This is a genomic window from Streptomyces sp. NPDC039609 (assembly GCF_055596705.1).
In genome coordinates, this window is record NZ_JBVIUJ010000014.1 from 218,587 (window position 1) to 229,896 (window position 11,310).

The 11,310-nt window shown below is 71.4% G+C and carries 10 protein-coding genes; 4 read left to right on the plus strand and 6 right to left on the minus strand.

Annotated elements, in window-relative coordinates; all coding sequences use genetic code 11:
- Positions 1-54: 54 nt before the first annotated feature.
- A complete protein-coding gene (locus ACZ561_RS33790) occupies positions 55-2,229 on the minus strand; it encodes a VMAP-C domain-containing protein (RefSeq protein ID WP_471002542.1) in 2,175 nt (724 codons plus the stop codon).
- Positions 2,226-2,681: a CU044_2847 family protein gene (locus ACZ561_RS33795; RefSeq protein ID WP_471002545.1), complete on the minus strand. Its 456-nt coding sequence runs from the start codon at positions 2,679-2,681 to the stop codon at positions 2,226-2,228. Before ACZ561_RS33795 ends, ACZ561_RS33790 begins: the two co-directional genes overlap by 4 nt.
- Positions 2,682-2,778: 97 nt before the next feature.
- On the opposite strand from ACZ561_RS33795, the gene ACZ561_RS33800 reads away from it, so the two are divergent.
- Positions 2,779-2,961, plus strand: a complete 183-nt coding sequence (locus ACZ561_RS33800) for a DUF6104 family protein (protein WP_376441763.1) — start codon at positions 2,779-2,781, stop codon at positions 2,959-2,961.
- A 43-nt stretch (positions 2,962-3,004) separates the two neighbouring features.
- Here ACZ561_RS33800 and ACZ561_RS33805 read toward each other — a convergent pair whose 3' ends face one another.
- Positions 3,005-3,820, minus strand: a complete 816-nt coding sequence (locus ACZ561_RS33805; RefSeq protein ID WP_471002548.1) for a hypothetical protein — start codon at positions 3,818-3,820, stop codon at positions 3,005-3,007.
- 147 nt (positions 3,821-3,967) lie between these two features.
- Here ACZ561_RS33805 and ACZ561_RS33810 point away from each other — a divergent pair, with 147 nt between their 5' ends.
- Both ACZ561_RS33810 and ACZ561_RS33815 read left to right on the plus strand, forming a co-directional pair.
- A complete protein-coding gene (locus ACZ561_RS33810; RefSeq protein WP_471002551.1) occupies positions 3,968-4,828 on the plus strand; it encodes a DUF4097 family beta strand repeat-containing protein in 861 nt (286 codons plus the stop codon).
- Position 4,829: 1 nt separating this feature from the next.
- A complete protein-coding gene (locus tag ACZ561_RS33815) occupies positions 4,830-5,789 on the plus strand; it encodes a PadR family transcriptional regulator (protein ID WP_471002554.1) in 960 nt (319 codons plus the stop codon).
- Positions 5,790-5,885: 96 nt separating this feature from the next.
- Here ACZ561_RS33815 and ACZ561_RS33820 read toward each other — a convergent pair whose 3' ends face one another.
- The 3 genes from ACZ561_RS33820 to ACZ561_RS33830 form a co-directional block, all read right to left on the minus strand.
- Positions 5,886-7,244 carry a cellulase family glycosylhydrolase gene (locus ACZ561_RS33820; RefSeq protein ID WP_471002557.1) on the minus strand — a complete coding sequence of 453 codons (1,359 nt, stop codon included), beginning with the start codon at positions 7,242-7,244 and terminating at the stop codon, positions 5,886-5,888.
- Between the two features lie 65 nt (positions 7,245-7,309).
- On the minus strand, positions 7,310-8,275 hold the full coding sequence (locus ACZ561_RS33825) for a zinc-binding dehydrogenase (RefSeq protein WP_471002560.1): 966 nt from the start codon (positions 8,273-8,275) through the stop codon (positions 7,310-7,312).
- A gap of 283 nt (positions 8,276-8,558) precedes the next feature.
- Positions 8,559-9,767, minus strand: a complete 1,209-nt coding sequence (locus tag ACZ561_RS33830) for an NAD(P)-dependent malic enzyme (RefSeq protein WP_376441747.1) — start codon at positions 9,765-9,767, stop codon at positions 8,559-8,561.
- 536 nt (positions 9,768-10,303) lie between these two features.
- Here ACZ561_RS33830 and ACZ561_RS33835 point away from each other — a divergent pair.
- Complete coding sequence (locus tag ACZ561_RS33835) at positions 10,304-11,275, plus strand: ABC transporter substrate-binding protein (RefSeq protein ID WP_471002563.1); 972 nt, start codon at positions 10,304-10,306, stop codon at positions 11,273-11,275.
- Positions 11,276-11,310 lie beyond the last annotated feature (35 nt).

The window sequence follows — 11,310 nt, forward strand, 5'->3', positions numbered from 1 at the left end:
TCCACAGGCGCCGCCGACTCGAATTCCGGTCGATTTGTCCCGGTGTTCGGGGGGTCACCAGCTCTCCTCGCCGAGCATCGGGGGACCCTGGAGCGGATCTTCGTGCGGGGGCCGGTCGGGCGGGTCGAACAGAACCGCGAGAGTCGACGCCCAGGCGTGCTCGGAACGCGTCGGCGGGTCGTCACCGGCGTGGGCGCCCGGGTCGTCGTCCGTCCCTGTGCCGGCGCCCGCGCCGTTCGCCGCCGCGTTCATGTCCGGGTCCGAATCGAAGTCGTCGTACGCATCGAAGTCGGCGTACGCGTCGGTGTCGGCGTCGGCGGCCACGCGCTTCCGGAGCGAGAGAACCGGCGCGTGCAGCCCGCCGGCCCCGGCCACCTCCGCGAGCAGCCGGCGGGCCCGCTCATGGAACTCGACGCAGTCCTCGTGGTCATGGGCACCGCTCCGCCACAGGGCGATCGGGTGACCGGCGGCGAGTGCCGCGGCCATCGCCTTGAGGCCTTCGCCGCTTCCCACCTGACCGCAGAACACGGGCACGGAGCCGTCCTCGGCCTCGGAGAGACGTACCCACGCCTGCCGAGAGGTCTCCCGGCGGATGCGCGCCGTGTGCGCGTTCCGCCCCGCGCCGAGCGTTTCGGCGCGCAGCGGAACCGCCTTGAGGGGCCCGAGCCCCGCCATCCGCCATCGCTTGTGCCATTCGGGCGCCGGCGCCCGCGTATTGCGGGCCCTGTCCCGGATGACGACGATCCGGCGCTGACCGAGGGGCAGCGAGCGTTCGTCGAAGAGCTCGTCGTCGGGCGAGAGCCGCCAGGTGTCGAGGGGTTCGTCGAACAGCTCGCGCGGCAACTGGGCCTCGACGGCGGCCAGATGCTCGCCACAGTCACCCTGGGCCAGCGCCTCGGCGAGCGGCTGCCGCAGGGTCTCGTACAGCTTTTCCCGCTCGACTCCCTCGTCGTTCCCGTCCACCGGCCTGATCGTGTGTCCGCCGAAGAGCAGCTTCACCCGCCAGGGGAACCGCTTCCCATAGGGCGGGGTGTCGATCTCGATCAGGACGTCGGCCCGAGAACCGGTCTCCCGGACCCCCTGCGATCCGCCGCGTCGGCCATGGCCGAGCAGCCCCGCGATCGTCTGCCGGATGACGAGCGGCGTCCCGGCCGCGGCGTCGGTGACCCATGAGCCCAGGCTCTGGACCGCCGCGCTGTCGCCGTACCGCTCCCTGATGTGCCGGGCGACCGTGGCGGCGTACACGAGCACGGCGTTCGGACTGAGGTCGGAGGCCGACTCCTGGTTCGGTTCATGGAGTTCCTGGAGCAGTCCGACGCCCTCGCGCCAGGTGTGCGGTGCGTCCTCCAGCAGGGGCCGGACGTTCTGCCCCACCGTCAGCTCCCTGACCTCGTCGACGAGGTGCAGCACATCACCCGGCCCGGCGGGCGGGGGCAGTTCGGCGAGCCGACCGTACAGATGGATGCGGCCTCCGGGGTCGAGGCCCTGGGTGGTGGGGGGCCGGTGCCTGATCTGCGCCCTGGTCCAGTCGGATTCGGTGGAGACCGAGCGGTAGCGCGCGAGGTGGTGCCGGTCGTGCTCCCGGATGACGTCGGAGAGCAGCCGGCCGCCCCGCGCGCGGTAGAGCTGCCTCAGCGAGGTGATGGGGACGGCGGCGCCCTCGTGCGTGCCACGTCCCTTGTTGAGCCCGATGACGGCCGCGCGGTTGAGGTCGACGACAGGTCCGCCGGAGAGCCCCTTCACCGGCTGCGTCCCCCGCAGCAGGAGCGCCTCGCCGTCGACGCCGTGGATCTCGCCGACGGCGTCACGGATCCCCAGCCGGCCGGTCTCCCGGGACCAGCCGTGCAGACTGACCTGGATCGGCTCGGCGATCACGGGCATCCGCTCGCTGAGCCGTACGCAGCTCACGTCCTGGACGTCGGGGACGCGGACGAGCGCGAGGTCCGGGAAGTCCCAGCCGTCGAGCTCCTGTTCGGGCACGGCGGGGCGCGGACTCGCCAGGGCGACCTCGCCGGTCGTCACGCCGCCGTCCCAGACGATGCCGACGGCCCGCTCGCCTCTCCACACCGCGCTTCCCCCCTTGGCCACGACATGGGCGCAGGTCAGCACCCAGCCGGGGGCGATGAAGAAGCCGGTGCCCCAGTACCGGTCGCCGTGCGGGTCATACCCGTCCCCGGGAGCCGCGATACGTACCAGTGCGGGGCGCACGAGGGATTCGAAGGCGCTCATACGGCGCCATCGGCCGCCGGGCGGTGGTGCGGCCCGGTGTCGGGCGCAGGCGCGGGTCCGGGAACGCGTGCCGGAGCGGGCGCGTGTGCCGGGTCCGGGGCGTCCGGGTCCGGGGCAGGTGTCGGGCCGGGTTCGGTCCAGGTCAGGGAGACCGAGATCGAGGCCGTGCCGCCGCCCTCGGCCAGGACGCTGATCACCTTGCCCGCCTGCGCGGACAGTTCGATACCGAAGGTGACGGCGACCTCGACCGGCGCCTGCGGGGAGAGTCCGGCCCGCAGCGAGCCGACGACTCCGCGGACGACATCGGTGAGTCCGCCGGCCATGGAGACCACCCGGTCGCCGATGCCGGTGTCCTGGAAGCCGCCGCCCCGTTCCAGTTCGGCCGGTTCGCTGATCCTGGCCCACACCGGCGTTCCGTCGTCCAGTCGAATTCGCGCGATCCCATGCGTCACAGCGGCCCCCCGCTCCCCGAAACGATGATGAAGAAGGCTAGTCCCTGGCACCGACAAGCGCGAGGGGTCCGTCAGACCCACGGCCTATCCTGAACGCATGTACTTCACTGACCGTGGCATCGAGGAACTGGACAAAAGGCGCGGCGAGGAGGAGGTCACCTTCGAGTGGCTCGCCGAGCAGCTGCGGACGTTCGTCGATCTCAACCCCGACTTCGAGGTGCCGGTCGAGCGCCTCGCGACCTGGCTGGCCCGTCTGGACGACGAGGACGAGGACGAGTGACCCAGGGGGGCGGGCGCCGGGTGGGTGAGGAGTCCGTCAGGGGTCACTGACCGCGCAGGCGGTCGTAGACCAGGCCCAGCGCCCCGTGCGCGACGAGCAGTGCCCCGGCTGCCGCCCAGCCGCCGCTGCGGCGGCCGATGCCCCAGGCGAGCAGAGGCACCCCCGCCCCGAGCTGGACCGCGCACAGCAGCCGGGCCTTGGGGCCGCGCATGTACGGGCCGAGCCGGCCCCCCTCCACGGCGTCGAGTTCGGCGCGTACGGCATCGCGCCAGCCGTGCCATTCGAGCTGTTCGGCGCCCTGGGCCAGGGCCACCGAGCGGAGCCGGTCGGCGCTCTCGCCGGGGTTGAGCCCGGCGGGCAGAGCGAGGCCGGTACGGGTGAGGATCGCCGTCAGGCCGATGAGCCTGGAGTGGGCGTCGGCCTCCTTGTCGGATTCGGTGAGCGGCTCCAGGGCCTGGACGTCCAGGACGGGGTCGAGGGCGAGACGGGCCGCGAACGTGCGCATGGCCTCGTCCTCGCCGACGGGGGTGCCGTCCGCGAGCCAGGTGTAGCCGACGGTGCGGCGGAATCCGGCGGCGAGGGTGTAGCCGGCCCGGTCCGCGTCCCACCAGAGCGCGAGGACGGGCCAGGTGGCGGCGGAGACGGCCAGCGCCGTGGCCCAGCCGGTGACGACCCGTTCGACGGGTTCGCCGCCGTGGAGCCAGGGCTTCCCCTCCGGGACGATGACGCTCCAGTCCGTTCCGGCCGGGGCGAGGAGCAGCTGCTCCCGCAGCAGCTGGGCCGGCGGACGGACGGCCGCGGGCTCGGCGCGGCAGAGCAGCAGCGCCCCGACGGGGCGCGGTCCGGATGTCGCGTTCATGGCCCTACGCTAGGTCAATTTGTCCATGTACGAGGGCGAATGCCCTCACGAACCACCGAGGAACGGGGTTGACTTCCCGGCACCGCGATATATCGTGTTCACCAAGAGACGCGATATGTTGCGTCCCCGATGCGGGAGGTCAGCACGATGACAGAGTGGTCCGTGGCCGAGCCGACGAAACTCACGCTGACCGACCCCGTGACGCGACTCCGGGTGCGCATCGTCGGCGGCACGGTGAATGTCGTGGGCACCGACGAGCCGACCGCCCGCCTGGAGGTCTCCTCCATCGAAGGCCCGCCGCTGGTCGTGACCCAGGAGGGATCGACGCTGACGGTCACCTATGAGGACCTGCACTGGAAGGGCGTCCTCAAATGGCTCGACCGCGTGGGACACCGCCGCCATGCCGTGGTCTCCGTGGCCGTCCCGGCCAGCGCGGACGTCGAGGTGGGCGTGATCGGCGCCGGCGCGGTGATCTCCGGCATCAAGGGGCGTACGGACGTCCGGGGCGTCACGGGCGACACCACGCTCGTCGGGCTCTCCGGTCCGGTCCACGCCGAGAGCGTCTCCGGCAGCCTGGAGGCCCAGTCCGTCACCGGCGCACTGCGCGTGAACTCCGTGACCGGCGACGTGACGGTCATCGAGGCCGCGGGCTCCGTGAAGGCCGACACCCTCAGCGGCGACATGGTGATCGACCTCGACGCCACCGAGCTGGACGGCCCGCCCGCCGACATCCGGCTCAACAGCGTCTCCGGCGAGGTCGCCATCCGGCTCCCGCACCCGGCGGATGCCCGCGTCGAGGCGAACACGACGAGCGGCTCCGTCTCCAACGCCTTCGACGACCTGCGCGTCGCCGGACAGTGGGGCACCAAGAGCATCACCGGCACCCTCGGGGCCGGCCGCGGCACGCTCAAGGCGACGACGGTCTCCGGCTCGATCGCCCTGCTCCGCCGCCCGGACGCGGCCGCGTCCGACGACTTCGAAGCAGCCTCCACCGGAAAGGTGCTGTGACATGCCGCCCGTCTTCGCCCACGGCCGACTGCGCCTCTATCTCCTCAAGCTTCTCGACGAGGCTCCCCGCCACGGCTACGAGGTGATCAGGCTCCTGGAGGAGCGCTTCCAGGGCCTGTACGCCCCCTCTGCCGGCACGGTCTATCCGCGGCTGGCCAAGCTGGAGGCCGAAGGCCTGGTCACGCACGCCACCGAGGGCGGCCGCAAGGTGTACTCGATCACCGACGCGGGTCGCGCGGAGCTCGCCGGCCGCGGCGGCGAACTGGCCGATCTGGAGCTGGAGATCCGCGAGTCCGTCTCCGAGCTCGCCGCCGAGATCCGTGACGACGTGCGCGGAGCCGCGGGCAAGCTGCGCAGCGAGATGCGCGCGGCGGCGAGCGAGACCCGGCGCAAGGACTCCTCGTTCGCCGACGCCAAGGAGGAACTGCGCCGCGCCAAGCAGGAATGGCGGGAGCAGACCCGCCAGGCCCGCGCGGAGGCGCAGTCCGCGCGCCGCCAGGCCAAGGAGTTCCAGCGGATCGCCAAGCAGGTCCAGGACGAGGTCCAGGACCGGTTCGCGCGAGGTGACTGGCCGAAGGGCGTCTGGGAGGGCATCTCGGACATCACGGCCCAGCTGGGCGGCCTGGTCTCGGGCACGACGCACCCCAAGGCGTCGGCACCCGATCCGACCGCGCCTGCTGCGCCTTCCGCGCCGACCGCACCCACCGCGACGGACACGACCGGCTCCGACCGGGCGGCCGCCGACGGCACGGCCCCGGAGTGGGCCGCCGACGCCGAGGCCACCGGAGACCCGGCCCGTGATCTGGACCGGCTCCTGGACCGCTTCCGCGACGACATCCGCGACGCGGCCCGCGACCACGGGGTGACGGCGACGCAGCTGGCGGACACCCGCCGCCAGCTGTCCACGGCGGCGGCGCACATCACCGCGCTGCTGCACCGGAGCGGCAAGCAGGCCCGCTGATCCGGCGCGGGGCGACGCGAAGCAGGCCCGTCGCCCCGGCGCGGGACCCGTCCGTGGCGGGGCTGCCACCCCGCCACGCGACGGCCGCGCGCGAAGTCAGCCCCGGGTGACGGTCACTGTCACCCGGGCTCCCGGCGCGGCCACCACCCACGCCCGGCCCGCGTTCTTGCGGAGCACGACCGCCTTCCCGTGGGCCGCCACCCGCCAAGCGCCCGGGGGAAGGGACAGCTCCGTCACCCGGGAGCCGCGCCGCCCGGAGTCGTACTCCAGGCGGTAGACCCCGGTCCCGGTCTCGTACACGGAGGAGCGGACCGTGCCCGCGACCGCCTCCGCGTACGGCTGCGCCGTCTCCTCCTTGTTCGTACGGAAGGCCCCGGCTCCGTCCACGGCGCAGTACCCGCCGCCGTAGCACCACACGTAGCCGGCCCACCCGCTTCCGTACCGGCCGAGGGAGGCCATCGCGTCCCGGTAGAAGCGGTTCATGTTCGGCAGGGAGTTGTTGAGCGGCCCCCACTCCCCCACGACCACCGGGACCTTGTACTCCTTGGGGTACTCCGTCACGGCCTGCTCGTACGTCTCGATCCAGCCGGCCGCCGGGTCGTAGTCGGCGCCCGCCTCCATGGCGGTGTTGTAGAAGTGCGGGGCGTACACGACCTTCGGGTCGTCGATCCTCCCGAGGCCCGTCGGCACGCCCTCGCCGACGATCGGCGTGGGCTCGACGAAGATCCAGGTGTCCCGGTCCACCGAACGGACCGCGTCCGCGAGCCGGTTGTACATCGGCGTCAGCTGCTCACGCTCGATCCTCCGGGCGGCCGTCGGCAGGTCCTCGCCCTCGCGCAGCTCCCCCATCGGCTCGTTGATCAGGTCGTAGCCGAGGACGGCCGGATGGTCCTCGAAGCGGTCGGCGAGGACCCGCCACATCCGCGCCTGGGCCCGCCACAGGTCCTCGTCCCCGTAGAGATGTGTGAAGGCCCGCTGCACCGCGGGCTCGAAGTACTCGGCGAACCAGTCGTCGGGGTGCGGGGTGAAGGGCAGACCGTCCGTCCTGGTCGCCCAGGCGGGCACGCCCCGATGGCCGAACGCCGGCCCGAAGACGTCCTGGTGGGCGTCGATGAGGACATGGACGTCGTACTTCTCCGCCCAGTCCAGAATGCGCTCGATCTTCCGCAGATGGCTCTGGCTGTACTGGCCGGGCCGCGGTTCCAGGTCGTCCCAGAAGACGAGCAGCCGGGCGAAGTTGAAGCCCTTGGCGCGCATGTCGCGGAAGTGCCGTTCGGTGATGGCGCTGAGGGCCTTCTCGCCGCGGTTCGCCTTGTCCTCGATGTTCCAGCCACGCAGGGTGAGTACGCGGCCGCGTTCGTCGGTGAGGACGGGTATGGCGGTGTCGGCTCGGGCGGCCGTGGGGGCGAGGAGCGCGGCGACAACGGCGCCTGCGGCAAGGGTCGTTCGCAACAAGGGAACCTCCGGCACGACGGTGTGGGCGCAGCGCCGGAGATCCCATCAGCAGATCTGACGATCCATCAAGAGTTTGTCAGGACGATCTTCCCGAAGAGCTCGCCCGAGGCCATCTTCTCGAAGCCCTCACGCGCCCGGTCCAGCGGCAGCACCTCGTCGATCACCGGCCGTACACCCGTGGCCGCGCAGAACGACAGCAGGTCCTCCAGCTCGTCCTTCGAGCCCATGGTCGAGCCGACGACCTTCAGCTCCAGGAAGAAGATCCGGGTCAGCTCGGCGTGCGAGGGGCGGTCGCCGCTGGTCGCACCGGAGATGACCAGGGTGCCACCGGGCCGCAGCGACTTGACCGAGTGCGACCAGGTGGCGGCGCCGACGGTCTCGATGACCGCGTCCACGCGCTTCGGCAGCCGCGCGCCCGGCTCGTACGCCTCGACGGCGCCGAGCTCGACGGCGCGCTTGCGCTTGGCCTCGTCGCGACTGGTGGCGAAGACGCGCAGACCGGCGGCCTTGCCGAGCGCGATCGCGGCGGTGGCGACACCGCCGCCCGCGCCCTGCACGAGGATCGAGTCACCGGGGCGCACCCCGGCATTGGTGAAGAGCATCCGGTACGCGGTGAGCCAGGCGGTCGGGAGGCAGGCGGCCTCCTCGAAGGAGAGCTCCTTGGGCTTGGGGAGCACGTTCCAGGTGGGCACGGTGACGCGCTCGGCGAAGGTGCCCTGGTAGCGCTCGGTCAGGATGGAGCGCGGCTCGTCGGGCCCGACGCCGTGGCCGGTCTGGCCGATGACCGAGTGCAGGACGACCTCGTTGCCGTGCTCGTCGATGCCGGCGGCGTCGCAGCCGAGGATCATCGGCAGCTTCTCCTCGGGCAGCCCCACACCGCGCAGCGACCACAGGTCGTGGTGGTTGAGGGAGGCGGCCCTGACAGTGACGGTGGTCCACCCGGCCCGCACCTCGGGCTCAGGCCGTTCCCCCAGCTCAAGGCCGTTCAACGGCTGGTCGCGGTCGATTCGGGCGGCGTAGGCAGCGAACATGACCATGAGCGTAGGGTCACCGGGCCCGCGACGGAACCGCCCATTGCTGTGACGCACGTCCCTGCCGCGCCGGCGTCGAGGGATATGCGGATCGACCCCGCCGCGCCGAGCGCGAGGGGCACAGGGACGGGCCCGCCGCGCTTCCCGACCGGGGCACGCGGAAGGTCCCGCCGCGCTTCCCGGCCGGGGCACGCGGAAGGTCCCGCCGCGCTTCCCGACCGGGGCATACGGAAGGGCCCCGCCCTGAGACCAGGACGGGGCCCTCCACGGGGTGCGCGACGCGTCAGCGGCGCGCCACGCCCTCGGCGCGGGCCGCGGCGGCGACAGCGGCCGCGACGGCCGGGGCCACCCGCTCGTCGAACGGCGACGGGATCACGCAGTCGGCGGAGAGCTCGTCGGCGACCACGTCCGCGATGGCGTTGGCCGCGGCGATCTTCATGCCCTCGGTGATCCGGGAGGCCCGGACCTGGAGGGCGCCCGCGAAGATGCCGGGGAACGCGAGCACGTTGTTGATCTGGTTCGGGTAGTCCGAACGACCGGTCGCCACGACGGCCGCGTACTTGTGCGCGACGTCGGGGTGGACCTCGGGGTTCGGGTTGGCCATGGCGAACACGAACGCGTTCGGCGCCATGGACGCGACCGCGGCCTCCGGGACCGTACCGCCGGAGACGCCGATGAAGACGTCCGCACCGGCCAGGGCGGTCTCGAGGGAGCCGCTGAGGCCCGCCTTGTTCGTGATCTCCGCGAGCTCGCGCTTGACCGGGGTGAGGTCCTCCCGGTCCACGCTGACGATGCCCTTGCGGTCCGCGACGGCCACGTCACCGAGCCCCGCCTCGAGGAGGAACTTGGCGATGGCGACCCCGGCCGCACCGGCGCCGGAGATGACTCCGCGCAGGTCACCGAGGGTGCGGCCGGTCAGCTTCGCCGCGTTGCGGAGCGCGGCGAGGGTGACCACGGCCGTTCCGTGCTGGTCGTCGTGGAAGACGGGGATGTCGAGGCGCTCCTGAAGCTTGCGCTCGATCTCGAAGCACCGCGGCGCCGAGATGTCCTCCAGGTTCACTCCCCCGAAGGAGGGGGCGAGCCGGACGACGGTCTCCACGATCTCGTCGGTGTCGGTGGTGGCGAGCGCGATCGGCACCGCGTCCACGCCGCCGAACTGCTTGAAGAGGATGGCCTTCCCCTCCATGACCGGAAGCGACGCCTCCGGGCCGATGTCGCCGAGTCCGAGCACCGCCGTACCGTCGGTCACGACCGCGACGACCTGGGACTTCCAGGTGTAGTCGTGGACCAGTTCCGGCTGCTCGGCAATCGCGGTGCACACCTTGGCGACGCCGGGCGTGTACGCGAGGGACAGGTCGTCCTTGTCGCGCAGCGGCACCGTGGCCGAGATGGCCATCTTGCCGCCGCGGTGCAGCGCGAAGGCCGGATCGAAGGGCTCCTGAGCCCCTTCCGTGCCACTGTCGCTGCGAGGATTGACGATCTCCGCTGCCATTGGGTTGACCCCTTAAGTCTTCTTCATTTGAGGGTGGCCACTCCTGGATGAGGAGGGGTGGGCGGGTCCCGCGGTCGCCGTGTCTGGCAACCGCGCGGGCGCGCCGCACAACGCGCCCTGAGCCCCGGATGAGGGGTGTAAGGATCCTTCTTACCGGACGTAAGACACCGTAGACGAGTCCAATTCGGAGCGGTGATGCGACTCATACGGCCGCATTGGCACCTTGCGCGGAGCAGGCGCATCATCGAATGTCCGGACACGGTATGCCGTACACCGGATCGTGGCCTTCGCATCGTCCGAATGGCGAGATAGACCGGAGATTTTCCGGTAGTGGCACGGTAAAGCCGCAGAAGGTCCGGCCCCGATGTACCGGCCTGTCGTGATTCGGGGGTCACCCGTTATCCGATTTTGACATGCGGAGCCGCCCGATTCAGGTAGTCCGAATGGCAAGATGCCCGTAATCACACGAGGTCGCGACACCCGAAGGTGCGTGCGCGGCCTATGGCAACTCCCTCATACGCCGGAGGAACCCGACCATGACCGCACGCTCCACGCGCTGTACGACCGCCAAGACCCGTACCTCCCGTCTTGCCGCGGTCGCCGCCATCGCGGTCGCCGGCTCCATGCTGCTGACCGCGTGCGGTGACCAGACCGAGGGCGGCTCGACGCCCGAGGGCGGCAAGACCGGCGCCGTCTCCAGCGCTCCGCTCTTCTCGAAGCTGCCCGCCGACGTCCAGAAGGCCGGCGTCATCAAGGTGGGTACGGACGCCACCTACGCCCCGATGGAGTTCAAGGAGGGCGAGAAGATCGTCGGTGTCGACCCGGACATCGCCGCGGCGCTCTCCAAGCAGCTCGGCGTGAACTTCGAGTTCACCAGCGGCACCTTCGACACCCTGCTCACCGCGCTGCCGACCGGCCGCACGGACATCGTGATGTCCTCGATGACCGACACCAAGGCCCGCCAGGAGGGTCTGGACGACAAGGGCCAGAAGACCGGCACCGGTGTCGACTTCGTCGACTACTTCACCGCCTCCACCGGCATCCTGGTGAAGAAGGGCAACCCGGAGAACATCCAGTCCCTGGACGACCTGTGCGGCAAGAAGCTCGCCGTCCAGCGGGGCACCACGTACGAGCAGGCCGCCAAGGCCCAGGCCGAGAAGTGCAAGGCGGACGGCAAGCCCGCCCTCACGTACGAGTCCTTCCCGACCGACGCCGAGGCCCAGACCCGCGTCAAGGCGGGCGGCGCCGTCGCCGACCTGAACGACTCGCCGGTCGCCGCGTACATCGCGAAGACCGCGGGCGGCGGCAACGACTTCGAGGCCATCGCCAACAAGACGGACGCCGGCCTCTTCGGCATCGCGGTCGACAAGAAGAACACCCAGCTGCGTGACGCGCTCAAGGAAGCGCTGGACGCGATCATCAAGGACGGCACCTACAAGGCCGCCCTTGACAAGTGGGGGGCCGCCGACGGCGCGATTCCCGCGGCCAAGATCAACGGCGGTTCCTGACCTCTCGCGTACCACTGAAGGGCAGTCGTCGTGAC